Source organism: Franconibacter sp. IITDAS19, assembly GCF_023079515.1.
Classification (GTDB): domain Bacteria; phylum Pseudomonadota; class Gammaproteobacteria; order Enterobacterales; family Enterobacteriaceae; genus Franconibacter; species Franconibacter pulveris.
This window is the reverse complement of the sequence record NZ_JALJCP010000004.1, coordinates 320,708-345,404: the sequence shown is the minus strand read 5'-3', so window position 1 is coordinate 345,404 and position 24,697 is coordinate 320,708. Positions and strand designations below refer to the sequence as shown.

The following is a 24,697-nucleotide window of genomic DNA, read 5'->3' as shown; positions in this document are numbered from 1 at the left end:
CGCTGGCAGGCCGCGAATCTGGTATGCGCGAAAGCGTAATGCAGATGATTTAGTCTTGTTGATTAACTTTACGCTCAACCGCTTTTAAGCGTTTGCTCATATCATCAATATTCATCACCAGCGCTGCGGTTTTACGCCACACTTTGTTCGGTTGCAGCGGGATGCCTGAGGAATACACCCCAGGTTCAGTGATGGGACGCATGACCATGCCCATTCCTGTCACTGTGACCTTATCGCAGATTTCCATATGCCCGTTGATAACGCTGGCACCGCCAATCATGCAGTAACGGCCAATTTTCAGGCTGCCCGCCATGATAACGCCACCTGCAACCGCCGTATTGTCGCCAATCACGACGTTATGTGCAATCTGGCACTGATTATCAATAATCACGCCATTGCCAATTATCGTATCGTCAAGCGCGCCGCGGTCGATGGTCGTACAGGCGCCGATCTCAACGCGATCGCCAATAATCACCCGGCCTAATTGCGGGATCTTAACCCAGTTTCCACGATCGTTAGCATAACCAAAACCATCTGCGCCGATCACGGTGCTTGATTGAATCAGGCACTGTTCGCCGATTTCAATTTCATGGTAAACGGTAACATTGGCCCAGAGGCGAGTGCCTGCGCCAATTTTAGTATTTTTACCAACAAAACAGCCTGCGCCGATAATCACGTTATCACCCAGCTCAACGCCAGACTCGATAACGGCATTAGCGCCAATTGCTACGTTTTGACCCAGGCGCGCGCTTGCATCGATTACCGCGCTGGGCGCGATATCCTGAGCGGGTTGCGGCGTGGTGTCTAAAATCTGAGCCATACGGGCATACGTCAGGTAGGGATTTTTTACTACCAGCGCCGCGCCTTTGGCAAAAGGGAGATCATCCTGCGTCATGACGACAGCAGAAGCCTGGCAAGCGGCCAAATGCTCACGGTAACGCGGGTTTACCATGAAAGTGATTTGTCCCGCTTTCGCGGACTGCATGGACGCCACGCCGGTGATGGCAATATCGCCATCACCGTGTAATTCCGCATCCAACTGCCGGGCTAAATCAGCCAGTCGAATTGAAGGCATTACTTATTTAACCTGTTTCAGTACATCAGCAGTGATGTCTTTAACATCGCTACCTGCGTAAGCAACGGTGTTGGCATCCAGAACCAGGTCGATATCCTGATCCGCAGCAACGCTTTTCACTGCGCTCTGGATACGGGTAACCAGTTTGCCGCGTTCTTCATTAGAGCGACGAGCACGATCCTGCTCGAACTGCTGCGCTTTGCCAGAGAATTCCTGACGGCCAGCCATCACGTCTTTTTCCAGCTTGCTGCGATCGCTGGCTTTCATCGTGGAGCCATCACGCTGCAGGCGCTGCATTTTGGATTGCAGGTCTGTTTCCATACGTTGCAGTTCGCTTGCACGGCCTTTGAACTCATTTTCCAGCGTCTTGGATACGCCAGTTTTCTGAGCGACCTGCTGAAACAGGCTTCCCATATTAACAACAGCAACTTTATCCGCAGCCTGGGCAGAAGCCGCCATTGTCAAACCGAGACCTGCAGCAATTAACCACTTTTTCACAATAAACTCCTTACCATCCCATATGTACCCGAAGGTACCGCTCTTTGCGTGGCTTCGGCGGGTCCATACCCGCCAGACGTCATCGCTACACTGCATAAGCATTCCCTTGCAGCGGACAGTTACCAGGTTTTACCGATGTTAAACTGGAACTGCTCTGCTTTGTCTCCATCGTATTTCTTAAACGGCTGGGCGTAGGAGAACACCAACGGCCCCAATGGCGACATCCATTGTAAAGCTAAGCCTGCGGACATGCGGATATTGCCTGGATCGCTGTAATCCGGTACGCCAGCGGCTCTCATCGCAGCGGTATTTTCCCAGTTGGTATCCCAGACCGAGCCTGCATCGACAAACAACGACGTGCGTACTGAGTTCGCGTACTTCTCGCTCAGGAACGGCGTTGGGGTAATAAACTCAAGGCTTGCTACGCCCATTGCGTTGCCGCCGACGGCGTCGTCGGAATCACATACTCTACTGGTGTCTGTGGTGTCGCAATTATCCAGTCCCGGACCGCCATAGTAGACCGCTTTCGGACCAATGTTATTGGACTGGAAGCCGCGTACCGTGCTGGAACCGCCCGCATAGAAGTTCTCGTAGAACGGCATCTCTTTGCCGCCCAGACCGTCGCCATAGCCCCAACGGGTGCGACCCAGCACGACCCACTTATGATCTTCGTCGATCGGGAAGTAGGAGGCGGTGTCGAGCGTCACTTTATAGAACTCGTTATCAGAGCCCGGAATCGTCACTTTACCGTTCAGGCTAACGCGGGAACCTTCCGTCGGGAAGAATCCGCGGTCAAGCTTGTTATAAGTCCAGCCGTAGTTCAGCGTAAAGTCATCCGCCGAGAAGCCGTTGTCATCTGAAGAGGTGGACGTGCTCTGACCGATAGAATCCAGGTAGCGCCACATGGATACCTGCGGCTGCATATTAGACAGGTCGTTATGCACATAACCTAATCCCAGACGCAGCGTATTGTATTCATTAATCGGGAAGCCCAGCGTGCCATCTAAACCATAGCTCTTATTGGTATAAGAGGAGAGGTCCGCGTCATCCGCCTGGAAATCATTATAGAAGATGCGCCCGCCAAGACTTACGCCATCGACCGTAAAGTACGGGTTGGTGACAGAAAGCTCAGAGTACGTCTGGTAGTCGTTCTTAGTGCCGTTAATACCGACAGAATAACCGGTGCCTAACCAGTTATCTTGCTGTACGCCGACCTGGAAGCTAACGCCGCTTTCGGTGCCGTAGCCAACACCGAAGTTGAAGCTGCCGGTGTTGCGCTCTTTCACCTTATAAACCACATCGACCTGATCCGGACTGCCTGGTACGCGCTGGGTATCCACATCAACCGTTTCGAAGTAGCCGAGGCGGTTTAGACGCTCTTTCCCCTGGTCAACCAGGTTGCTGCCGAGCCACGCGCCCTCCATCTGGCGCATTTCGCGACGCAGCACGGAATCTTTGGAAGTATCGTTGCCTTCAAAACGGATTTTACGCACATAGAAACGGTTGCCGGAATCCACATTCACATGCAGCTTCACGGTCTTATCCGCATCGTTGATTTCCGGCTGCGTCTGCACGCGCGGATAGGCGTAACCATAACGACCCAACAGCTTCTTGATGTCGTCTTCCATTTTGGTCACTTTCGTGCCGTTGTAGAGCTCGCCCGGCTCCATTTTGGTCAGGCTTTCAATTTCAGCAGAATGACCAGCAAGGTTGCCGTTCACCTCAACGCCGGCAATCTTATACTGATCGCCTTCGGTTACGTTGACAGTGATATAGATGCCTTTTTTATCTGGCGTCAGGCTCACCTGCGTTGAGTCGATGTTGAAACGCGCATAGCCGCGGTCAAGATAATAACTGCGCAGCGTCTCAAGATCGCCCTGCAGTTTCTGCTTCTGATATTTGCGATCGCCTACGACGTTCCACCACGGCACTTCGTCACGCAGTTGGAAGTGAGAGATAAGCTCTTCAGTGCTGAAAGCGTGGTTGCCGACGATGTTGATCTGCTGGATTTTGGCCGAAACCCCTTCCTGGAAGACCAGTTTGAGATCGACGCGGTTACGCGGCAGCGGCGTAACGACAGCTTTTACGCTGGCGCTATATTTACCAACGCTGTAGTAGAAATCTTCTAGTCCCTTTTCGATATCAGACAGGGTTGTGCGGTCAAGCGACTCCCCTACCCGCACGCCGGAAGCTTCGAGGTTCTGCTTAAGCATGTCATCCTTCACCGATTTGTTGCCGGAGAAAGTGATGCTCGCAATCGTCGGCCGTTCTTTAACCTGAACCAACAGGTTGTCGCCGTCGCGCAGCACCCTTACGTCCTCAAAGTTGCCAGTGGCAAAAAGAGCACGGATCGTATTACTGATATCCTCGTCGTTAACCGTATCGCCTGGACGTACTGGCATACTGAGGAGGGCCGCACCAACGGCGACTCGCTGCAGGCCTTCGAAATGAATGTCCTTCACCACGAACCCGTCTGCACCGTATACGGTGGCGCTGCTAAACAGCAGCGACGCTATGAGCAACTTTTTCATCGCCATCGTTGTTATGCGTTCTTCCTAACCTGGCTCTCTTTATAACCGAGAGAAATCATTGAAAAGTGCAAGCCCCATTAACAACACCAGCAAAATCGAGCCAATGCGATAACTAAAGTCTTGAACTCGCTCGGAAACCGGCCCGCCTTTAAGCTTCTCAATCGCCAGAAAAAGCAGGTGTCCCCCATCAAGCACGGGCAGCGGAAACAGGTTGATGATGCCCAGGTTGACGCTTATCAGCGCCAGGAACATCAGATAGTAAACCAACCCGTACTCCGCCGACATTCCTGCCCCCTGGGCGATAGAGATAGGCCCACTGAGGTTATTCAGTTTAACGTCGCCGGTTATCAATTTCCCCAGCATGGTTACTGTCAGCTTCATCAGTTGCCACGTTTTATCCGTAGCTTCAGCGATGGCGGCGAACGGCCCATACTGGCGCACTGTTTTATATTCCTCAGGCAGCGGGATTACCTTCGGCACTACGCCTGCGAATCCCTCAGCCTTTTCATTACCGGGTTTTGTATCCGGTATCAGCGTTAAAGACAAGGGGCTCCCCTGTCTTTCTATCTCAATTGAGAGCGGCCGCGATGGGTTATCCCGCACCAGGGTGACAAAAGTCATCCACGTTGTCAGCGGCTGCCCTTCGACTTTAACGATCCTGTCTCCGGCTTGCAAACCTGCTTTGCTGGCTGCCGACTGTGGCTGTACCTCTGCAAGCACCGGTTCGATTTTCGGGCCGCGCGGCTGAATGCCAAGCGATGAAACCGGGTCTTCCTTATCCGGTTCAAACTGCCAGTTACGCAGGTCGAGCGTTTTGTCCGTACGCGCATCGCTGCCAAAAGGCGCGACGCTCAGCGTTGTTCGCTCGTCCCCAATTTTCGCTACCAACGCCAGGCGAACAGCATCCCAATCTGGCGTTTCGATACCGTCGATGGCTTTTAGTTCCGTACCCGGTTCGATTTGTGCCTGCGCAGCGATGGAGTTGGGCGTTATTTCGCCAATGACGGGCTTAATGCTGGGAATACCGATGAGAAAAACCAGCCAGTAGGCAAAAACAGCGAAGAGAAAATTAGCTATCGGCCCTGCTGCGATTATCGCCGCGCGCTGGGCGACAGTTTTATTGTTGAAAGCCTCGTGGCGCATCTCCGGCGTAACCGGCTCTACACGCTCATCCAGCATTTTGACATAGCCGCCCAGCGGGATCAGGGCAATAACATATTCGGTGCCCTGACGGTCGGTGCGCCGCCAGAGCGCTTTGCCAAAGCCGATGGAAAACCGCTCAACCCGCACGCCAGCTTTTCGGGCTACCCAGAAATGGCCAAACTCGTGCACGGTGATAAGAACGCCCAGTGCAACGATAAACGCCGCCAGATTCCAGAGTATGCTTAACATAAAAATTTCCGTCAGAGGATCCTGAAGACTAACAGCAGCAAGCATGCAAAGACCGGTACCGCCGCCGTCAGGCTGTCAATGCGGTCCAGTACCCCGCCGTGGCCAGGGATCAAATGGCCGCTATCCTTAATTCCCGCTTCGCGCTTAAACATGCTTTCCGTTAAATCTCCCAGTACGGAAGCAAGCGCCGCGACAACCGAACACGCCAGCAGAACGCCTGGCGTTACGTTCAGATCCGCCCAGATGCCAAAGAGCCAGGCGATAACCGCCGAGGTAAGCAGCCCGCCGATAAAACCCTGCCACGTTTTCCCCGGGGAGACTTTCGGCGCCAGCTTATGCTTACCAAACAGCTTACCAAAAATGTAAGCGCCGGAATCTGCGCCCCATACAAGAAACATCACATAGAGCAGCCAGAGAGAGCCGCTGTACTGGCTTGATTCATAGTGCCATGAGCGCAACGCCACCATGCCCCAGAAAAAGGGCACGATAGTCAAGACGCCAAAGATAAGACGCAGCACGCGCGAATGTCGCCAGAAATTCGCCGACGCCGGGTAAAACAGCACGAGCAATAATGCCCCGCACCACCAGGCAAGGGAGGCCCAAAGCGCCACCTGCACCATGGGCAATTCAATGGTGCGTTGATAATCAGGCAAAATGAACAGCATTAAAGCGAGCAGCAAGCCGCAAAGCACCGCCAGTCCAACCCGTTGCGCGCGTGAAGATAAACCGCATAGCTGACCCCATTCCCAGGCTGCCAGCATGCAAACCACCAGGGTAACGACAGCGAAGCCCATTGGCGGCAGCCAGAAAAGCGCGGCGATAACAACAGGTATTAATACAAAAGCAGAAAGCAGGCGATACTTCAGCAAAAGCTACCCCCATCAGGCATCAATGCCACCCGGTGCAGTACCGCCAAAACGACGTTCGCGATTGGCAAAGGCATTTAATGCACCTTCAAAGTCTTGTTCATCGAAATCAGGCCAGAGAACATCGGTGAAATAAAGCTCCGCATAAGCGATTTGCCACAGCAGAAAATTACTGATTCGATGCTCTCCCCCTGTCCTAATTACTAAATCAACGGGAGCCAGTTCATGCATGCAGACCTGCTGGTTAAGCAACTCTTCATCAATCTGATCAGGGCGTAACTGCCCTTCCTGAACCTGTTCAGCCAGGCGTCTGACTCCCTGAATAATATCCCAGCGACCGCCGTAGTTCGCGGCGATATTCAGCGTCAGCCCGGTATTCTGGCTGGTTAACGCTTCAGCTTTATGGATGCGGTCCTGCAGGCGCGCGTTGAAACGGCTGATATCGCCGATAACCCGCAGACGCACGTTATGGCGGTGCAGGCTTTTCACTTCGCTATCCAGCGCCCAGACAAACAATTCCATCAGCGCGCTGACTTCCTGCGCGGGTCGATTCCAGTTTTCGCTGCTGAAAGCATAGAGCGTCAGAGCATCAATACCATTATTCGCCGCAAAAGAAACCGCGCGGCGAACTGATTTAGCCCCCGCTTTGTGACCAAAGGCTCGGATTTTCCCTTGTCTTTTCGCCCAGCGACCATTGCCATCCATAATAATGGCAACATGGCGTGCACCATGCGCGGGCAAGCTCTCGCTTAAGGGTTGATTAGCAGACAACATAACGCGTATTTATTCCCTGATAAGGATTAAGCGGTACTCAGGAATCTTGAAGCCTCGTATACACAAAAAAGCCGTGACAAACACGGCTGACCCGACCGGAATGGCTCGTTCACCTGCGTTCAGGTGGCGCAGACTATATCACTGAAGCACAACGCTAACAAATAACGTCTCTGCCGCTGTGTAAATGATCATCAGCTTGCGAAGCGAGTCACGAGTTTGTTCGCTGTTTCTCGCGCCTTTGCATCAACCTGCAGCACCTGCTCCACGCTTTCCGGTTCGTGGAGATCCATCTCGTTAAGCACGGCCTGATTAAGCGCGGCGATATCGGTGAAACGGATCGCGTGCGCCAGAAAAGCCGCTACCGTCACTTCATTCGCCGCGTTCAGCGCCGTCGTCGCCGCCTGCCCTTGCTCAAAGGCGTCGATAGCCAGTTTCAGGCAGGGGTAACGCTGATAGTCTGGCTCGCAAAAACTCAACGTTCCAATGGTGCAAAAGTCGAGCGGGTTAACCCCGGAGCGGGCTCGCGAAGGCCAGGCCATCGTATGCGCGATGGGGGTGCGCATATCCGGTTCGCCTAACTGCGCCAGCACGCTGCCATCAGTGTAACGCACCATAGAGTGAATCACCGACTGCGGATGGATAAGCACTTCCATCTGATCGGCGCGAGCGTTGAACAGCCAACGGGCTTCAATATATTCCAGACCTTTATTCATCATGGTGGCGGAATCAACGGAGATTTTTCGCCCCATTGACCAGTTCGGGTGACGGCAGGCTTGATCGGGCGTCATGCCCGCCAGCGTATTCAATGCCGTTTCCCGAAACGGACCACCAGACCCTGTGAGGATAATTGACGAAACGCCATTATCTTCTAACTTAGCGTACCCCAGGTTATGTTGAATTGTTCCCGGTAAACTCTGAAAAATCGCGTTATGTTCGCTGTCGACCGGCAACAGTTGCGCGCCGTTTTGCTTCACGGCGTCCATAAACAGGCGGCCGCAGGTCACCAGCGACTCTTTATTCGCCAGTAAAACGGCCTTACCTGAACCGATAGCCGCAAGCGTCGGCAACAGCCCCGCCGCGCCTACAATGGCCGCCATGACTTGATCCACCTCGTCCAGCGCCGCCATTTCGCAGGCCGCCTGACGCCCTGCCAACACCTCGGTACGACTCCCCTGCTCGCGAAGCGCAACACGTACCGCACTGGCGCTAGCCTCATCATCCATTACGGCGTAGCGAGGATGAAATTCCAGACAATCCTCAACCATGCGGGCTACGTTTTTACCGGCTACCAGGGCGGTTACGGCAAAGCGGTCTGGATTATGACGAACAACGTCAAGAGTGCTGCCACCAATCGATCCGGTGGAGCCGAGAATGGTCAAATGCTTCATGAGACGCTCAACAGAGGGAAAGAGAAAGATCCGCGTCGCCGGACGCGCGGCCCAATGCAAAACGCCGTCAGCCAAAACCACGAAATGCGGCCTGGCTGTACGGCGTTGTTTACCATCAGCGGGAAATCAGAACTGCATCAGTTCAGTTTCTTTGTCGGCCAGAGCCGCGTCCACTTTTTTGATAGCAGCGTCAGTCAGTTTCTGAACATCGTCCTGCGAACGACGATCGTCATCTTCACTGATTTCTTTGTCTTTCAGCAGCGCCTTCACTTTATCGTTAGCGTCGCGACGCACGTTGCGCACGGCGACACGAGCCTGCTCAGCTTCGCCACGCACGACTTTGATGAGGTCTTTACGACGCTCTTCAGTCAGCGGGGGCAGCGGAACGCGAATATCGCTGCCCGCAGAGCTCGGGTTCAGACCCAGATCGGAAGCCATAATAGCTTTCTCAACGGCAGGCCCCATGGAGCGATCGAAAACGTTGATTTTCAGCGTACGGGTATCTTCTACCGTTACGTTAGCCAGCTGGCGCAGCGGAGTCGGAGTACCGTAGTACTCTACGACGATGCCATCCAGCAGGCTCGGCGAAGCGCGGCCGGTACGAATTTTGCTGATTTGGTTTTTGAAGGCCTCAACGCATTTTTCCATACGCACTTCGGCATCTTTTCTGATATCGCTAATCACGTTACGAATCCTTGAAAACTGGTTTTAGGCAGGCCATCTACGTTCGCGTCACGGCGTAATACGCGGTGAGGATAAGTATAGACCCGTTTAATTCATGGCAACCTGGCGTTACCCGTCATCGAAACCGACTTTTGAAGCGGAATCTTACCCGTATTTCGCGCTCACGGAAATTAATCTGTGATGAGAGTGCCTTCTTTTTCGCCCATGACGACGCGGCGCAGCGCGCCTGGCTTATTCATATTGAACACGCGAATCGGCAGGCTGTGGTCGCGCGCCAGGGTAAAGGCCGCAAGATCCATCACTTTTAACTCTTTTTCCAGCACTTCCTGGTAAGTAAGCTGCTCATAAAGCGTAGCGGTAGGATCTTTCATCGGGTCAGCGGAGTAAACGCCGTCAACTTTGGTCGCCTTCAACACCACGTCAGCTTCGATTTCAATGCCGCGCAGGCAGGCTGCGGAGTCGGTGGTGAAGAACGGGTTGCCGGTACCGGCAGAGAGGATCACTACGCGGTTGTTGCGCAGCAGGCTAATCGCCTCAGCCCAGCTGTAGTTGTCGCACACGCCGTTGAGCGGAATGGCGGACATCAGTCGGGCGTTCACATAGGCGCGGTGAAGCGCATCGCGCATCGCCAGGCCGTTCATCACGGTGGCAAGCATGCCCATGTGGTCGCCCACAACGCGATTCATGCCCGCTTTAGCAAGGCCTGCGCCGCGGAACAAATTGCCGCCGCCGATGACCACCCCGACCTGGATACCCAGCTCAACCAGTTCTTTAATTTCCTGCGCCATGCGATCCAGTATGCTCGCATCAATACCGAAGCCTTCTGCACCTTGCAGCGCTTCGCCACTCAGCTTGAGCAGAATGCGTTTGTAAACGGGTTTTGCATTGGTAGCCATGTTTCTTTCCTGGAACTGTCAACGAATGGGATGATTACTGGCGACATCTTGCGTCGCATTAGCGCCTTTGCTGTATAAGAGCAGGCTGAATTTGTAAGGCAGATAAAAAGGAGCCGCCCTGAGGCGGCTCGCTTACAGCATTAAGACTGCTTGGACATAGCAGCAACTTCTGCTGCGAAGTCAGTCTCAACTTTCTCGATGCCTTCACCCACTTCGAAGCGGATGAAGTTGATAACGTCAGCGTTGTGCTCTTTCAGCAGTTGGCCAACGGTTTTGCTCGGATCAACAACGAAAGGCTGACCGGTCAGAGAAACTTCGCCGGTGAATTTCTTCATGCGGCCTTCAACCATTTTCTCTGCGATTTCTTTCGGCTTGCCAGACTGCATGGCGATGTCCAGCTGTACCTGGTACTCTTTCTCAACCACTTCAGCAGACACGTCTTCCGGCTTAACGAATTCCGGCTTGCTCGCCGCAACGTGCATAGCCAGCTGTTTGATAAGCTCTTCGTCAGCGCCTTTAGCGGAGATCAGAACGCCGATGCGTGCGCCGTGCAGGTAGCTGCCAAGCTCAGCGCCTTCGAGGGCGGCAACGCGGCGAATGTTGATGTTCTCACCAATTTTCGCTACCAGCGCTACGCGCTCTTCTTCAAACTGCGCTTTCAGCACTTCAACGTCAGTGATTTTGCCAGCAACTGCGGCATTCAGCACTTTGTCAGCAAACGCCTGGAAGCCGCCATCTTTAGCAACGAAGTCAGTCTGGCAGTTAACTTCCAGAATCACACCGTAGTCGCCTTCGATTTTGGTTTTGATCACGCCGTCAGCAGCCACGTTGCCTGCTTTTTTCGCTGCTTTGATAGCACCGGACTTACGCATGTTCTCGATTGCCAGCTCGATGTCGCCGTTGGCTTCAGTCAGCGCTTTTTTGCAATCCATCATGCCAGCGCCAGTACGTTCGCGCAGCTCTTTTACCAGGGAAGCGGTAATTTCAGCCATTCTATATTCCTCGGTTATCTCATTTGGGGAGATATACCCTACCGGCCTCAGGTTACAGTCTGTGACGTACCATAAAAGCGGGTGGGTATAGGCCTGGCGTGCCCGAAAGGTGTCTGACAAGCCAGACTCAAACAAAAAAGGGGCCTGAAGACAGGCCCCCTAACCAAACTTGTTACTACCTGGTTAATAAGGGCTCAATACGAGCGAACCTTATTATTCAGCTTCTACGAAGCTTTCTTCCGCCTGAGAAGCCAGGTCCTGAGAACGGCCTTCGCGTACGGTTGCAGCAACAGCGTTCAGGTACAGGCTAACAGCACGGATTGCGTCGTCGTTACCCGGGATAACGAAGTCAACGCCGTCCGGATCGGAGTTGGTATCAACGATAGCAAATACCGGGATGCCCAGGTTGTTCGCTTCTTTGATAGCGATGTGTTCGTGATCGGCGTCGATAACAAACAGTGCGTCCGGCAGGCCGCCCATGTCTTTGATACCGCCGAGGCTGTTTTCCAGCTTGTCCAGCTCACGAGTACGCATCAGCGCTTCTTTCTTGGTCAGCTTGTCGAAGGTGCCGTCCTGAGACTGAGTTTCCAGGTCTTTCAGACGCTTGATGGACTGACGAACGGTTTTCCAGTTGGTCAGCATGCCGCCCAGCCAGCGATGGTTCACGAAGAACTGATCGCAGCTCTGAGCCGCTTCTTTTACCGCTTCGCTAGCAGCGCGTTTGGTACCGACGAACAGGATCTTACCTTTACGGGAAGAAATTTTGCTCAGCTCAGCCAGGGCTTCGTTGAACATCGGTACGGTTTTCTCAAGGTTGATGATGTGAACTTTGTTACGCGCACCGAAGATGAACGGCTTCATTTTCGGGTTCCAGTAACGGGTCTGGTGACCGAAGTGAACACCAGCCTTGAGCATATCGCGCATGGAAACAGTTGCCATGTTTAAAACCTCTATATAAAAGTATGGGGTTATGCCTCCACGTATCCCATATTGCCGACCCCGAAGGGCACCCCGGAATATGTGCCGATACGTGTGTGTTATTACACAATGTGAGAGTAATCGCCTCTGCACCCGTTTTTGGTACAGAAGTCCGGCGCGCTTTATATCACAAAATCGGCCCGGACTCCAATAGTTGTTCACGCCCTTCCCGCTGAGTGAATCTCAATTTGGCACCCTATGCATGCCCTGATAACATTGATTTCACTTTCACTCTTATTTGTCGGGAATCCGGCAACAGCGGACCTGAATATGGCTATCTCAATTAAAACCCCAGAAGAAATCGAAAAAATGCGCGTCGCCGGCAGGCTTGCCGCCGAGGTGCTGGAGATGATCGAAGCGCACGTCAAACCCGGCGTCAGCACCGGCGAGCTGGATCGCATCTGCCACGACTACATCACAAATCATCAGCACGCGATCTCCGCAAGCCTGAACTACCACGGTTTTCCGAAATCGGTCTGTATTTCTGTCAACGAAGTGGTTTGCCACGGCATTCCGGATGACGAGAAGCTTTTAAAAGATGGCGACATCGTAAACATCGACGTGACCGTGATTAAAGATGAATATCATGGCGACACCTCAAAAATGTTTATCGTCGGCAAACCGACCATTCTTGGCGAGCGCCTGTGCCGCATCACGCAGGAAAGTCTCTACGTGGCGCTGCGCATGGTAAAACCAGGCATTCGCCTGCGCAGCCTCGGCGCCGCTATTCAGAAGTTTGTCGAAGCGGAAGGGTTCTCGGTCGTGCGTGAATATTGCGGTCACGGCATTGGCCGCGGCTTCCATGAAGAGCCGCAGGTGCTGCACTATGACGCGGATGACGGCGGCGTTATCCTGCAGCCGGGCATGACCTTCACCGTAGAACCGATGGTGAACGCGGGCGACTACCGCATCCGCACGATGAAAGACGGCTGGACGGTTAAAACTAAAGACCGCAGCTTGTCTGCTCAGTACGAGCATACTATTGTGGTGACGGAAAACGGCTGCGAAATTCTGACGTTGCGTAAGGACGACACGATCCCCAACATCATTTCGCATAACGATTAATAAGAAGCCGGCTTAAGCCGGCTTTTTTATGGGCGGCGCATGATGAGTAATAGTTTACCTGAGCAGTATGCGAACACGGCTCTCGCTTCTTTACCGGGCCTGCCAGCCCAACCCGCCACCTGGCCGCAAGACGCGCTACACTGCGCGGCGATAAAACAGCATCTGGATGATTTTCAACGCTGGCTTGGCGTCGCCTTCGACAGCGGCGTCAGCGCCGAAGATCTTGTTGAAGCGCGTACGGAATTTATCGACCAGCTTCTGCAGCGCCTCTGGCTGCACTACGGTTTTGGCGATACAGAGGAAACGGCGCTGGTGGCGGTCGGCGGTTATGGGCGCGGCGAACTGCACCCGCTTTCAGACATCGACCTGCTGATCTTAAGCCGTAAACGCCTGCCCGATGCGCAGGCGCAAAAAGTCGGCGAGCTGTTAACCCTGCTCTGGGACGTAAAGCTTGAAGTGGGCCATAGCGTGCGCACGCTTGAAGAGTGCCTGCTTGAGGGGCTGTCCGATTTAACCGTCGCCACCAACCTGATTGAGTCCCGCCTGCTGATTGGCGACGTCGCGCTGTTTCTTGAACTGCAAAAACACATTTTTAGCGACGGCTTCTGGCCTTCTGAAAAGTTTTTCCCGGCGAAAGTGGAAGAGCAAAATGAACGCCACCAGCGCTATCACGGCACCAGCTATAACCTTGAGCCCGATATCAAAAGCAGCCCCGGCGGCCTGCGCGATATCCATACTCTCCAGTGGGTCGCGCGTCGCCACTTCGGCGCCACGTCATTGCGTGAAATGGTAGGGTTCGGTTTTCTGACGGAAGCGGAGCGCAATGAGCTCGACGAATGTCAGCATCTGCTCTGGCGCATCCGCTTCGCCCTGCACCTGGAGCTGAACCGCTACGACAACCGTCTGCTGTTCGATCGCCAGCTGAGCGTCGCCCAGCGCCTGAACTACCAGGGCGAAGGCAACGAGCCGGTCGAGCAGATGATGAAAGATTTCTATCGTGTCACTCGCCGGGTGGGCGAACTTAATCAGATGCTGTTGCAGCTCTTCGATGAAGCGATACTTGCGCTCTCCACCGATGAAAAACCCCGCCCGCTGGATGATGATTTCCAGCTTCGCGGCACGCTTATCGATCTGCGCGACGAAACGCTTTTTATCCGCGAGCCGCAGGCGATACTGCGGATGTTTTACGCCATGGTGCGCAACCGGGACATTACCGGCATTTACTCCACCACGTTGCGTCATCTGCGCCACGCTCGTCGCCATCTTAAACAGCCGCTGTGCTATATCCCCGAAGCGCGTTCGCTGTTCTTGACCATGCTGCGCCATCCGGGCGCGGTCAGCCGCGGACTGGTGCCTATGCACCGCCACAGCGTGCTGTGGGCCTATATGCCGCAGTGGTCGCACATTGTCGGCCAGATGCAGTTCGACCTCTTTCACGCTTACACCGTCGATGAGCACACTATCCGGGTGCTGCAAAAGCTTGAGAGTTTTTCTCTTGAAGAGACGCGGTCGAAGCATCCGCTGTGCGTTGATTTATGGCCGCGCCTGTCGCATCCGGAACTCATTCTGATCGCCGCGCTGTTCCACGATATCGCCAAAGGGCGCGGCGGCGACCACTCCGTTCTCGGCGCGCAGGATGTATTGAAATTCGCCGAACTGCATGGCCTCAACTCCCGTGAAACGCAGCTGGTGGCCTGGCTGGTGCGCCAGCATCTATTAATGTCAGTTACCGCCCAGCGGCGCGATATTCAGGACCCGGAAGTGATCAAGCAGTTCGCCGAAGAGGTGCAGACGGAAAATCGCCTGCGTTTCCTGGTGTGCCTGACGGTCGCTGATATCTGCGCCACCAACGAAACGCTGTGGAACAGCTGGAAACAGAGCCTGTTGCGCGAGCTTTACTTCGCCACCGAGAAACAGCTGCGCCGGGGTATGCAGAATACGCCGGATATGCGCGAGCGGGTGCGCCACCATCAAGTGCAGGCGCTGGCGCTGCTGCGTATGGAAAATATCAACGAAGAGGCGCTGCACCATATCTGGGCGCGCTGCCGGGCGAACTATTTTGTACGCCACAGCCCAAACCAGCTCGCCTGGCACGCACGCCATTTGCTGAAGCACGACCTCAGCCAGCCGCTGATTTTATTAAGCCCGCAGGCGACGCGCGGCGGCACGGAGATTTTTATCTGGAGCCCGGACCGTCCTTATCTTTTCGCCGCCGTGTGCGCCGAACTGGATCGCCGCAACTTAAGCGTTCATGACGCGCAAATCTTCACCACCCGCGACGGCATGGCGATGGACACCTTTATCGTGCTGGAGCCGGACGGCAGCCCACTTTCCGCCGACCGCCATGAAGCTATCCGTCATGGGCTTGAGCAGGCCATTACCCAGCGAACCTGGCAGCCGCCGCAGCCGCGTCGTCAGCCAGCCAAATTGCGCCACTTTACGGTGGAAACCGAAGTGAATTTCCTGCCGACGCACACAGAGCGACGCTCATTCCTTGAGCTTATCGCGCTCGACCAGCCAGGGCTTCTGGCGCGTGTCGGCCAGGTGTTCGCCGACCTCGGCATTTCGCTGCATGGCGCAAGAATCACCACCATTGGGGAGCGAGTAGAAGATTTATTTATAATCGCGACAGCCGACCGGCGCGCCCTTAATAATGTGCTGCAACAAGAGGTGCAACAACGGTTGACAGCAGCCCTCAATCCAAACGATAAAGGGTAAACCCTTTTTTACATCGTTAAGTGAACCATCAGGAAAGAGCAAATAATGCATCAGCTACAAAATGTTATTGAAACCGCCTTTGAACGTCGCGCAGAGATCACCCCGGCTAACGTGGATACCGTTACCCGCGAAGCGGTGAACCAGGTTATCGCCCTGCTGGACAGCGGCGAACTGCGCGTGGCAGAGAAAATCGACGGCCAGTGGGTCACCCACCAGTGGTTGAAGAAAGCGGTTCTGCTCTCCTTCCGCATTAACGACAACCAGGTTATCGAAGGCGCGGAAAGCCGTTACTTCGATAAAGTGCCGATGAAGTTCGCCAATTACGACGAAGCGCGTTTCCAGAAAGAAGGTTTTCGCGTAGTTCCGCCGGCCGCCGTTCGCCAGGGCGCGTTTATCGCCCGCAACACCGTGCTGATGCCTTCTTATGTGAACATTGGCGCGTTCGTTGATGAAGGCACCATGGTAGATACCTGGGCGACCGTAGGCTCCTGTGCGCAGATTGGTAAAAACGTGCATCTCTCCGGCGGCGTGGGCATCGGCGGCGTGCTGGAGCCGCTGCAGGCGAACCCGACCATTATCGAAGATAACTGCTTCATCGGCGCGCGTTCTGAAATTGTGGAAGGCGTTATCGTCGAAGAAGGCGCGGTTATTTCGATGGGCGTGTACATCGGCCAGAGCACCAAAATCTATGACCGTGAAACGGGCGAAGTCCACTACGGCCGCGTGCCGGCAGGTTCTGTTGTCGTGTCCGGCAACCTGCCGTCGAAAGATGGTTCTTACAGCCTCTACTGCGCCGTTATCGTGAAAAAAGTGGATGCGAAAACCCGCAGTAAGGTTGGCATCAACGAATTGCTGCGCACTATCGACTAACAGCAGTAAAAAAGGCGGGCCTGGCCCGCCTTTTTGCTCTCTGATGGTGGCGTAAAAGGATATTTTCGTGAATTATCTATAGGTTAATGATTCCCCAGGGGGCCCGCTTATGTACGATAATCTGAAGAGTCTTGGCATAACCAATCCTGATGAAATCGACCGTTACAGTCTTCGCCAGGAAGCGAACAACGATATTCTGAAAATCTACTTTCAGAAGGATAAAGGCGAGTTTTTCGCCAAGAGCGTGAAGTTTAAATATCCCCGCCAGCGCAAAACGGTTGTCGCCGACGGCGTTGGACAAGGGTTCAAAGAAGTGCAGGAGATAAGCCCGAACCTGCGCTACGTGATTGATGAACTCGATCAGATCTGCCAGCGCGATCGCAGCGAAGTGGATCTTAAGCGTAAAATTCTGGATGACCTGCGCCATCTGGAAAGCGTGGTCGCCAACAAGATCAGCGAAATCGAATCCGATCTCGAAAAGCTTACCCGCAACAAATAACGCCTTCAGGGCTGGCTTGCCAGCCCCTTTTGTTTTACCGCGTCCCTGTTATCCCAACGTGTGCCTACTCTTGCTATCACCCCTACGATAAAAGCGGCGTAATAAAAAAGGCCGCACGGGGCGGCCTTTTTTAGCGCAATGCCTTTTACTGCATCAACAGATAGATAGAGCTATCGCCGCGCTGAATATTCAGCGCCAGCACTGACGGCTTGCTCTCGAGAATTTTACGCAGCTCGGCAATGTTATTCACTGGCTGCTGGTTTGCCCCGACGATGATGTCGCCTTTCTTAAGCCCGATGCGCGCCGCCTGGGAGTTCGCCTTCACGTTGTTGACGATAACGCCCTGGTCTTTGCCCGTACGGTTGCTCATCTCCGCGCCTTCAATGCCGTTGAAGACGGTGGAAGACTCAACCTGAGTCTGGCTGCTCTGCTGCAGCTCCAGATTAACGTTAACTTCCTTGCCTTCGCGCAGCAGGCCAAGCGTCAGCTTGCTGCCGACAGGCATAGAACCCACCTGGGCGCGCAGCGCCGCAAAGCTGTTAATAGGCTTGCCGTTCAGGGAGGTAATCACATCGCCCGCCTTCACACCCGCTTTCGCGGCGGAGGAGTTCGGCATCACCTGACTTACAAACGCGCCGCGCTGGGCGTCAACTTTCATCGCTTTCGCCAGCTCAGAGTTCAGCTCGGTGCCAAGGATGCCCAGCTCGCCACGGCGCACCTGGCCATACTGCACCATCTGCGCAGTCAGGTTTTTCACCATGTTGCTCGGAATGGCGAAGCCGATGCCGATGTTGCCGCCGTCCGGCGCCAGAATAGCGGTGTTGATGCCGATAAGCTCGCCGTTCAGGTTCACCAACGCGCCGCCGGAGTTGCCGCGGTTAATGGCGGCGTCGGTCTGGATAAAGTTTTCGTAGTTTTCCGCATTCAGGCCGCTGCGGCCCAGCGCCGAAACGATACCGGAAGTCACGGTTTCGCCAAGACCAAACGGGTTGCCGATAGCGACGGTGTAATCGCCCACGCGCAGCTGATCGGAGTCGGCGATTTGAATCGCCGTCAGATTTTTCGGATCCTGAATCTGAATCAGCGCGATATCCGATCGCGGATCTTTACCTACCATTTTGGCGTCGAGCTTACGCCCGTCGCTCAGCTGCACTTTAATTGAGGTTGCGTTATCCACCACGTGGTTGTTAGTTACCACATAGCCTTTCGCGGCATCAATAATGACCCCGGAACCCAGCGCCATAAATTTCTGCTGCTGGCCGCCGTCGCCGCCTTCGCCGCCGCCCTGACAGAAAGGCGAGCTCTGGAAAGGCGAACCTTCCTGGCAGAACGGCGAGTTATCGCCAAAGAATTGCTGGAAATTACGCGGCAGACGCGGCGTGTTCACCGTCGTGCTCCCTTCAACGTTAATGCTCACCACTGATGGCATCACTTTCTCCAGCATCGGCGCCAGGCTCGGCATCTGTTGCGAGGTGGCGGAAGAAGATGCAGTCTCAGCGGCGAAAGCGGACACCGGCCCCAGCGCCAAACCCAGACTCAGAGCCAGCGCACTCATTGCTAACGTGGTTTTTTTCATCTTTTCAATCTCAGCTAAAAGTTACGTCAATTACCTGCTGTGTACGTGACAGTAAGAGTGACTTTATAGCGCGAAGTTCCAGCGTTAAGTTTCTGAATAAGTAAAAATTTATTGAGCGTCTTTACAAAACTCGCACTATTTATTCCACCGCCATCAGGCGCCGATATTCATCCCATGCATATAAATCGGTCATGCCGCTGATATAATCCTGAATCAAACGGCAGCGATAATAATATTCCCATAAGGGATAATCCGCCGCCTCGGGATGCAGATTATTCACCGCTTCAATATAAGCCAGCCGGTGACGGCCAGAAAGCTTGTGAAATAAGCGCGTCTCAATCGGTAAACGCCGCACGCCTTCGGTTTCCACCAGCTCGCGGAAATCCGTCAATGGCAGTTTTAACAGCGGCTGGTAAATATCCAGCAGGCCGCTTATCACCCGATAACCTTGTAATTCTAGCTGTTCAACGTCGGGGTGATTAAATACGCGACGCACCGCCACGCGCTTATAGAGCTCAAGCAGGCGGCTCGACGGGCTCTCGTCCTCAAGCAGCGCCTGGTTAAACGAGCCGTCAAAAACAGCGGGCAGGTTTTCAATAAACCGCTGTGCGGCATAGGGCACCAGCTTATTTAGCGTATTGACGCGCAAATACATAAAGAACTGGTCTTCGGCAATGCGCCGAAGCGGATTGGTCTTCGCTTTTTCATAAGCGTTTTCCACTACCTGCGCGAAAAGATCTTCAGGCTCATGCTCGCCCCAGGATTCATAAAGATGCTGATAAAGCTGCTCGACGGTAAATATGCGTTTCTCTACCGCATCTTCAAGATCGGCCACGCAATAAGAGATGTCATCCGCCGCTTCCATAATCCAAGTCAGCGGGAAACGGCTATATTCGCCAAGCGAAAGCTCTTTACGTAGGCGGGAAATATAGCCCTCTTCCGCCAGGTAAAAACCGGGCTTTTTCATCAAATAGCTGTGGCTTTTCGGCACCGGGCCGGCATGCCACGCCGGGCGCGTATATTTTAAAATGCAGCCCACCTGCGCCCAGGTCAGGTTCATGCGCAGCAAAGTATGGACAAGGCGAATGCCCTGCGCGTTTCCTTCGAAATGGCACAAATCCTGGCGTATTTTGCGACGCAGCGCGTTGAGTTCTTCTTCGCCTTCCTGCAGCTTTAGCACGGCGACAGCGCAACGGTCATGGCTCAGCGGCTGGCTGGCGGCGTCGACAGGAAAAAGACGCTGGCTGAACCAGTCGTTGATCGCTGCTTCGCCAAAATGGCCGAACGGCGGGTTGCCGATGTCATGCATCAGGCAGGCCATCTCGACAATGCTTTCAAACGGCCCGGTTAGCTCCGCCAGCCCGTATTGTTCAAGCTTGCCCTGCTCTTTCAGTCGGCTTAATACCTCTTTGGCGATATAACGCCCGACCTGTTGCACTTCCAGCGAATGGGTTAGTCGCGTACGTACTGCGGCGTTGCGCTCCAGCGGAAAGACCTGCGTTTTTTGCTGCAGGCGGCGAATGGCTGGCGAATTGATTACGCGCCCCCGGTCGCTTTCAAAAATGCGCAGGATCTCATGTTCACTTTTCGCTCCCTGCGGCGAGCGATACCGGCGACGCCAGTTTATTTTGTTGCGAAAATCGATCTCAGCCATAGGCTCTCCCGGTTCGCGCGCTTACGCGAATTAAATCCTTGTTGTCTGCCATGATAGACTATCCCCGTTAATCCATCATTTAGCGAGTATCTCTATGAAAGCAGGCATTATTGGTGCAATGGAAGAAGAAGTTACGCTGCTGCGCGACAAAATTGAACATCGTCAGACGCTGAAACTGGCGGGCTGCGAGATCTATACCGGCACGCTTAACGGCGTCGAGGTGGCTCTGCTGAAGTCGGGCATCGGTAAAGTCTCCGCCGCGATGGGCGCGACGCTGCTTCTTGAACACTGCAAGCCTGATCTCATCATTAACACCGGCTCGGCGGGCGGCCTTGCGCCTACGCTCAAAGTAGGCGATATCGTGGTTTCCGACGAAGTTCGCTATCACGACGCTGACGTAACCGCCTTCGGCTACGAATATGGCCAGATGGCGGGTTGCCCGGCCGCCTTCAAAGCGGATGAAACGCTTATCGCCGCCGCTGAAGCCTGCATCGGCGAGCTCAACCTGCATGCGGTGCGCGGCCTGGTGGTGAGCGGCGACGCCTTTATCAACGGCGCCGACGCGCTTACCCGCATCCGCACCCGTTTTCCGCAGGCGATCGCTGTGGAAATGGAAGCGACGGCTATTGGCCACGTCTGCCATAACTTCGGCGTGCCGTTCGTGGTGGTGCGCGCCATTTCCGACGTAGCGGACCAGCAGTCGCACCTGAGCTTCGAGGAGTTCCTCGCTGTCGCGGCAAAGCAGTCCAGCCTGATGGTAGAAACGCTGCTCGCCGCCGTAAACCGTGGCTAAGCGGCCGCTTAACAGGGCGCTCGCCGCCCTGCTTCTTCTCTTCCCGGCGTGGCTGATAGCCGCGCCGCGCGTCATTTCGCTCTCCCCTGCCAATACCGAACTCGCTTTCGCCGCCGGCATTACGCCCGTTGCCGCCAGCGCTTATTCTGACTATCCCGAAGCGGCGAAAAAGCTGGAGCAGGTGGCGAACTGGCAGGGCATGAACCTTGAGCGCATCGTAGCGCTTAAGCCCGATCTGGTGCTCGCCTGGCGCGGCGGCAACGCCGAACGCCAGGTCAATCAACTTAAATCGCTTGGCATTCAGGTGATGTGGCTTGATCCGGCAAGCGTGGAGCAGGTCGCCGCGGCGCTTCGCCAGCTCGCGGCCTTTAGCCCTGCCCCTGAAAAGGCGCAAGCGGCGGCAGCCTCGCTGCTTGAGGAATTTACGGCCCTGAAAAACCACTACGCCGGAAAAGCGAAAAAGCGGGTCTTTCTGCAATTTGGCGGCCAGCCGCTTTTCACGACCAATAAAAGCTCCATTCAGAACCAGCTTGTCGAGGTCTGCGGCGGTGAGAATATCTTCGCCGACAGCCCCGCGCCCTGGCCGCAGGTAAGCCGCGAGCAGGTGTTGATGCGCCAGCCGGAAGCCATCATTACTGCGGGCGATGAAAAGGAAATTCCACAGATAACGCAGTTCTGGCATGAGCAGCTAAAAGTTCCGGTTATTACCGTAAAAGACGACTGGTTTGAGCGCGCCGGGCCGCGTATTATCCTCGCCGCGAAACAGCTCTGCCAGGCGCTGGCAGCTACGAAATAACGAGTCGAGGAAAGGAAATGCTGGTTTATTGGCTGGATATCATAGGCACAGCCGTGTTTGCCATCTCTGGCGTTTTGCTGGCCGGAAAGCTGCGGATGGATCCGTTCGGCGTTCTGGTACTGGGTGTGGTGACGGCGGTGGGCGGCGGCACGATCCGCGATATGGCGCTCGATCACGGCCCGGTGTTCTGGGTCAAAGATCCCACCGATCTGGTGGTGGCGATGGTGACCTGCCTGCTGACCATTGCGCTGGTGCGCCAGCCGCGGCGCTTGCCGAAGTGGATCCTGCCGGTGCTGGACGCCGTAGGCCTGGCGGTGTTTGTCGGCATCGGCGTGAACAAGGCGTTTCTGGCAGGCACCGGCCCGCTGGTAGCCATCTGCATGGGCGTGGTGACGGGCGTGGGCGGCGGTATTATTCGCGATGTGCTGGCTCGCGAAATTCCTATGATCCTGCGAACCGAAATCTACGCCACCGCTTGCATTGCGGGCGGCATCGTCCACGCCACCGCGTTTTACACCTTCAGCGTGCCGCTTGAGCAGGCCAGTATGACAGGCATGGCGGTGACGCTTGCCATCCGGCTCGCCGCTATTCGCTGGCACCTGAAGCTGCCCACCTTCGCGCTCGACGACCACGCATAAACAAAAAAGCCGTGTTCCACAACACGGCTTTTCTTTTATCCGGCTTACCCGGCGGGATTAGATGCTGAAGGAGGAGCCACAGCCGCAGGTGCTGGTGGCGTTCGGGTTGCTCACCACGAAACGAGAACCTTCCAGCCCTTCGGTGTAATCCACCGAGCCGCCCACCAGATACTGCAGGCTCATTGGGTCAACCACCAGCGCGACGCCCTGTTTTTCGATGGTCATGTCGCCGTCGTTGATCTGGTCATCAAAGGTAAAACCATACTGGAAGCCGCTGCAACCGCCACCGGTGATGTAGACGCGCAGTTTAAGGTTCGGATTCTCTTCATCCGCGATCAGGCTTTTTACTTTATTGGCTGCTGCATCGGTAAATTGCAGAGGCAGCGCTACGTCATCACTCATTTTATGCTCCCAACGAAGACCGCAATCGGGCAAAGAATAACCCGATCTTTAAGGCCATTATCTATTACCCTGGTAAATCGTTCAAGTATTCTGCCCGGCCTGCGCCTGCTGTTCCGCCTGCTGTTTTGCCAGCGTACGGGCAAGAATAGAGGAATAGAGCGGCTTGCCGCCAAGAAACTGCGCCAGCAGCGTAGCGCCAAGGCAGGTAATGATCATTGGCAGAATGAGCTGGTAATTATCGGTCATCTCCAGCACCAGCACGATACCGGTCAACGGCGCCCGCACGGAGGCGGCGAACAGCGCACCCATGCCGGCGATGGCGAACGTCCCCGCCTCCAGATGATACGCCGGGAACCAGGCCGCGCAGGCCATGCCGAACGCGGTGCCAAGCAGCGTGCCGAGCGCCAGCATCGGGGCGAAAATCCCGCCTGGCGCGCCGGAAGAGAAGCAGAGCAGCGTGGTTATCACCCGGGCGACAAAGATAAACAGCAGCATGCCCACGCTGAAGTTACCCGCCGCGGCGATGGGGATAAGGTTAAAGCCGCCGCCCGCCGCCGCAGGCTCAATCAGCGCCAGCACGCCGCACAAGCCGCCAAGCGCGCCGCCCACCAGCACCCACTTCGTTATATTGCCGCCGTGAATACGTTGAAACATATCCTGGGCGCGAAAAATCAGATGGTTGAAAAGCGGGCCTACCGCGCCAAAAATAATGCCGAGCATCAGGTAGAGCCAGAGCGTATTGACCGGCGCGTTAGTCAGCCTGCCGACTTCAATCACTGCGCCTTCGCCGTTAAAGAGGCGAAAAACGATGCTCGACATAATGACGCCGGTAAAGACCGCCTTGATGGAGATAAGGTTGTAGCGAAACTGCGGGCGCATCTCCTCAATGATAAACAGGATGCCTGCCAGCGGCGCGTTGAAAGCGGCCGAAAGCCCCGCCGCCGCGCCGGTGGCAAGCAGCGTATGGCGCGCCTCCGCGCCGCGCTGGCGAAACATGTCCAGCACCATGCGGCCGATATTGCCGCCAATCTGCACTGTCGGCCCCTCGCGGCCCAGCACCATGCCCGCGCCGAGCGTCCCCATACCGCCGATAAACTTCACGGGCAACACCCGCCACCAGCGCACCGGGCGCAGCTCTTCAAGCGCCCCTTCAATTTCAGGAATGCCGGAGCCGCCCGCCTCCGGCGCGAAGCGGCGCACCAGCCAATACCCCACCATCGCCAGCAGCGCGGAGGCGATAAACGCCAGCGGCCAGACCAGCCAGGCGCGGTCGGCGACCTGCGCCAGCATACCGATGCGGTTTTGCTGCACCCAGCCGACGGCCCGTTCAAACGCCACACCCGCCAGCCCCGCAAGCGTACCCACTACAGCCGCCATCAGCAAAATGGCCAGCGGCGTTTTATCGCGGCGGATCAGGTGGCGAATCATCATCATGCGGCGTAAGCGGAGCCGCTGTTGTGCCCTGAAAGGGGAAGCGTGTGGTTTCATGCTGTCATCATTTGTAGGTAAAACAGAATGGAGCGCTATTTTACCCGCCGCCCGCCGCCGCGTCGCATGAAAAATCCGCGGCTATTCGGGCGCTTCAATCGGGCAAAACTTTCATAACCTTTAT

At 55.2% G+C, this 24,697-nt stretch carries 22 protein-coding genes; 7 read left to right on the top strand and 15 right to left on the bottom strand.

What is annotated here, in order from left to right; translation table 11 throughout:
* Window positions 1-49 precede the first annotated feature (49 nt).
* From lpxD to rpsB, 11 genes are all read right to left on the bottom strand, one after another.
* Window positions 50-1,075, bottom strand: a complete 1,026-nt coding sequence (gene lpxD, locus MT962_RS14315) for a UDP-3-O-(3-hydroxymyristoyl)glucosamine N-acyltransferase (protein WP_247365915.1) — start codon at window positions 1,073-1,075, stop codon at window positions 50-52.
* Between the two features lie 3 nt (window positions 1,076-1,078).
* A complete protein-coding gene (skp, locus tag MT962_RS14310; RefSeq protein WP_024559232.1) occupies window positions 1,079-1,573 on the bottom strand; it encodes a molecular chaperone Skp in 495 nt (164 codons plus the stop codon).
* A 119-nt stretch (window positions 1,574-1,692) separates the two neighbouring features.
* Window positions 1,693-4,110 carry an outer membrane protein assembly factor BamA gene (bamA, locus tag MT962_RS14305; RefSeq protein WP_188724048.1) on the bottom strand — a complete coding sequence of 806 codons (2,418 nt, stop codon included), beginning with the start codon at window positions 4,108-4,110 and terminating at the stop codon, window positions 1,693-1,695.
* Between the two features lie 33 nt (window positions 4,111-4,143).
* Window positions 4,144-5,496 (bottom strand): sigma E protease regulator RseP, encoded by a 1,353-nt coding sequence (rseP, locus tag MT962_RS14300; protein WP_024560458.1) that lies wholly within the window; start codon window positions 5,494-5,496, stop codon window positions 4,144-4,146.
* An 11-nt stretch (window positions 5,497-5,507) separates the two neighbouring features.
* A complete protein-coding gene (gene cdsA, locus MT962_RS14295) occupies window positions 5,508-6,365 on the bottom strand; it encodes a phosphatidate cytidylyltransferase (protein WP_024559235.1) in 858 nt (285 codons plus the stop codon).
* 12 nt (window positions 6,366-6,377) lie between these two features.
* Entirely contained in the window at window positions 6,378-7,136 is a 759-nt protein-coding gene (gene ispU, locus MT962_RS14290; RefSeq protein WP_024559236.1) for a (2E,6E)-farnesyl-diphosphate-specific ditrans,polycis-undecaprenyl-diphosphate synthase, read from the bottom strand.
* Between the two features lie 191 nt (window positions 7,137-7,327).
* A complete protein-coding gene (gene ispC / locus MT962_RS14285; RefSeq protein ID WP_024559237.1) occupies window positions 7,328-8,524 on the bottom strand; it encodes a 1-deoxy-D-xylulose-5-phosphate reductoisomerase in 1,197 nt (398 codons plus the stop codon).
* Between the two features lie 126 nt (window positions 8,525-8,650).
* Window positions 8,651-9,208: a ribosome recycling factor gene (gene frr, locus MT962_RS14280; protein ID WP_029591157.1), complete on the bottom strand. Its 558-nt coding sequence runs from the start codon at window positions 9,206-9,208 to the stop codon at window positions 8,651-8,653.
* Between the two features lie 170 nt (window positions 9,209-9,378).
* A complete protein-coding gene (pyrH, locus tag MT962_RS14275) occupies window positions 9,379-10,104 on the bottom strand; it encodes a UMP kinase (RefSeq protein WP_024560455.1) in 726 nt (241 codons plus the stop codon).
* Between the two features lie 140 nt (window positions 10,105-10,244).
* On the bottom strand, window positions 10,245-11,096 hold the full coding sequence (gene tsf, locus MT962_RS14270) for a translation elongation factor Ts (protein WP_024552946.1): 852 nt from the start codon (window positions 11,094-11,096) through the stop codon (window positions 10,245-10,247).
* 213 nt (window positions 11,097-11,309) lie between these two features.
* Complete coding sequence (rpsB, locus tag MT962_RS14265; protein WP_024559241.1) at window positions 11,310-12,035, bottom strand: 30S ribosomal protein S2; 726 nt, start codon at window positions 12,033-12,035, stop codon at window positions 11,310-11,312.
* A gap of 309 nt (window positions 12,036-12,344) precedes the next feature.
* On the opposite strand from rpsB, the gene map reads away from it, so the two are divergent.
* From map to MT962_RS14245, 4 genes are all read left to right on the top strand, one after another.
* Window positions 12,345-13,139: a type I methionyl aminopeptidase gene (gene map / locus MT962_RS14260; protein WP_024559242.1), complete on the top strand. Its 795-nt coding sequence runs from the start codon at window positions 12,345-12,347 to the stop codon at window positions 13,137-13,139.
* 42 nt (window positions 13,140-13,181) lie between these two features.
* The gene (glnD, locus tag MT962_RS14255; protein WP_024559243.1) at window positions 13,182-15,857 is read left to right on the top strand and encodes a bifunctional uridylyltransferase/uridylyl-removing protein GlnD; all 2,676 of its coding nucleotides are present in this window, start codon (window positions 13,182-13,184) and stop codon (window positions 15,855-15,857) included.
* Between the two features lie 45 nt (window positions 15,858-15,902).
* A complete protein-coding gene (dapD, locus tag MT962_RS14250) occupies window positions 15,903-16,727 on the top strand; it encodes a 2,3,4,5-tetrahydropyridine-2,6-dicarboxylate N-succinyltransferase (RefSeq protein ID WP_024560452.1) in 825 nt (274 codons plus the stop codon).
* Between the two features lie 109 nt (window positions 16,728-16,836).
* On the top strand, window positions 16,837-17,226 hold the full coding sequence (locus tag MT962_RS14245; protein ID WP_024559245.1) for a DUF3461 family protein: 390 nt from the start codon (window positions 16,837-16,839) through the stop codon (window positions 17,224-17,226).
* Window positions 17,227-17,371: 145 nt separating this feature from the next.
* On the opposite strand, the gene degP is transcribed toward MT962_RS14245, so the two are convergent.
* Together degP and dgt are read right to left on the bottom strand one after the other, a co-directional pair.
* Window positions 17,372-18,802 carry a serine endoprotease DegP gene (gene degP, locus MT962_RS14240; RefSeq protein ID WP_028019956.1) on the bottom strand — a complete coding sequence of 477 codons (1,431 nt, stop codon included), beginning with the start codon at window positions 18,800-18,802 and terminating at the stop codon, window positions 17,372-17,374.
* 139 nt (window positions 18,803-18,941) lie between these two features.
* The gene (gene dgt / locus MT962_RS14235; protein ID WP_024558133.1) at window positions 18,942-20,456 is read right to left on the bottom strand and encodes a dGTPase; all 1,515 of its coding nucleotides are present in this window, start codon (window positions 20,454-20,456) and stop codon (window positions 18,942-18,944) included.
* A 94-nt stretch (window positions 20,457-20,550) separates the two neighbouring features.
* Between dgt and mtnN the strand changes: the two genes are divergently transcribed.
* Genes mtnN through MT962_RS14220 form a run of 3 tightly spaced genes read left to right on the top strand, consistent with a single transcriptional unit; the run spans window position 20,551 to window position 22,683 of the window.
* Entirely contained in the window at window positions 20,551-21,249 is a 699-nt protein-coding gene (mtnN, locus tag MT962_RS14230) for a 5'-methylthioadenosine/S-adenosylhomocysteine nucleosidase (RefSeq protein ID WP_247365913.1), read from the top strand.
* The gene (gene btuF, locus MT962_RS14225; protein WP_247365912.1) at window positions 21,242-22,045 is read left to right on the top strand and encodes a vitamin B12 ABC transporter substrate-binding protein BtuF; all 804 of its coding nucleotides are present in this window, start codon (window positions 21,242-21,244) and stop codon (window positions 22,043-22,045) included. Before mtnN ends, btuF begins: the two co-directional genes overlap by 8 nt.
* 17 nt (window positions 22,046-22,062) lie before the next feature.
* A complete protein-coding gene (locus MT962_RS14220; RefSeq protein WP_024558136.1) occupies window positions 22,063-22,683 on the top strand; it encodes a TRIC cation channel family protein in 621 nt (206 codons plus the stop codon).
* Window positions 22,684-22,740: 57 nt separating this feature from the next.
* Here MT962_RS14220 and erpA read toward each other — a convergent pair whose 3' ends face one another.
* Both erpA and clcA read right to left on the bottom strand, forming a co-directional pair.
* Window positions 22,741-23,085: an iron-sulfur cluster insertion protein ErpA gene (gene erpA, locus MT962_RS14215; RefSeq protein ID WP_024558137.1), complete on the bottom strand. Its 345-nt coding sequence runs from the start codon at window positions 23,083-23,085 to the stop codon at window positions 22,741-22,743.
* Window positions 23,086-23,166: 81 nt separating this feature from the next.
* Entirely contained in the window at window positions 23,167-24,573 is a 1,407-nt protein-coding gene (gene clcA, locus MT962_RS14210; protein ID WP_024561646.1) for a H(+)/Cl(-) exchange transporter ClcA, read from the bottom strand.
* Window positions 24,574-24,697: the final 124 nt, after the last annotated feature.

Coding starts and splice junctions, on each gene's coding strand:
- lpxD (WP_247365915.1), bottom strand. CDS start 1,075: ATGCCTTCAATTCGACTGGCTGATTTAGCCCGGCAGTTGGATGCGGAA.
- bamA (WP_188724048.1), bottom strand. CDS start 4,110: ATGGCGATGAAAAAGTTGCTCATAGCGTCGCTGCTGTTTAGCAGCGCC.
- rseP (WP_024560458.1), bottom strand. CDS start 5,496: ATGTTAAGCATACTCTGGAATCTGGCGGCGTTTATCGTTGCACTGGGC.
- ispU (WP_024559236.1), bottom strand. CDS start 7,136: ATGTTGTCTGCTAATCAACCCTTAAGCGAGAGCTTGCCCGCGCATGGT.
- ispC (WP_024559237.1), bottom strand. CDS start 8,524: ATGAAGCATTTGACCATTCTCGGCTCCACCGGATCGATTGGTGGCAGC.
- pyrH (WP_024560455.1), bottom strand. CDS start 10,104: ATGGCTACCAATGCAAAACCCGTTTACAAACGCATTCTGCTCAAGCTG.
- tsf (WP_024552946.1), bottom strand. CDS start 11,096: ATGGCTGAAATTACCGCTTCCCTGGTAAAAGAGCTGCGCGAACGTACT.
- rpsB (WP_024559241.1), bottom strand. CDS start 12,035: ATGGCAACTGTTTCCATGCGCGATATGCTCAAGGCTGGTGTTCACTTC.
- map (WP_024559242.1), top strand. CDS start 12,345: ATGGCTATCTCAATTAAAACCCCAGAAGAAATCGAAAAAATGCGCGTC.
- glnD (WP_024559243.1), top strand. CDS start 13,182: ATGAGTAATAGTTTACCTGAGCAGTATGCGAACACGGCTCTCGCTTCT.
- dapD (WP_024560452.1), top strand. CDS start 15,903: ATGCATCAGCTACAAAATGTTATTGAAACCGCCTTTGAACGTCGCGCA.
- MT962_RS14245 (WP_024559245.1), top strand. CDS start 16,837: ATGTACGATAATCTGAAGAGTCTTGGCATAACCAATCCTGATGAAATC.
- degP (WP_028019956.1), bottom strand. CDS start 18,802: ATGAAAAAAACCACGTTAGCAATGAGTGCGCTGGCTCTGAGTCTGGGT.
- dgt (WP_024558133.1), bottom strand. CDS start 20,456: ATGGCTGAGATCGATTTTCGCAACAAAATAAACTGGCGTCGCCGGTAT.
- mtnN (WP_247365913.1), top strand. CDS start 20,551: ATGAAAGCAGGCATTATTGGTGCAATGGAAGAAGAAGTTACGCTGCTG.
- MT962_RS14220 (WP_024558136.1), top strand. CDS start 22,063: ATGCTGGTTTATTGGCTGGATATCATAGGCACAGCCGTGTTTGCCATC.
- erpA (WP_024558137.1), bottom strand. CDS start 23,085: ATGAGTGATGACGTAGCGCTGCCTCTGCAATTTACCGATGCAGCAGCC.
- clcA (WP_024561646.1), bottom strand. CDS start 24,573: ATGAAACCACACGCTTCCCCTTTCAGGGCACAACAGCGGCTCCGCTTA.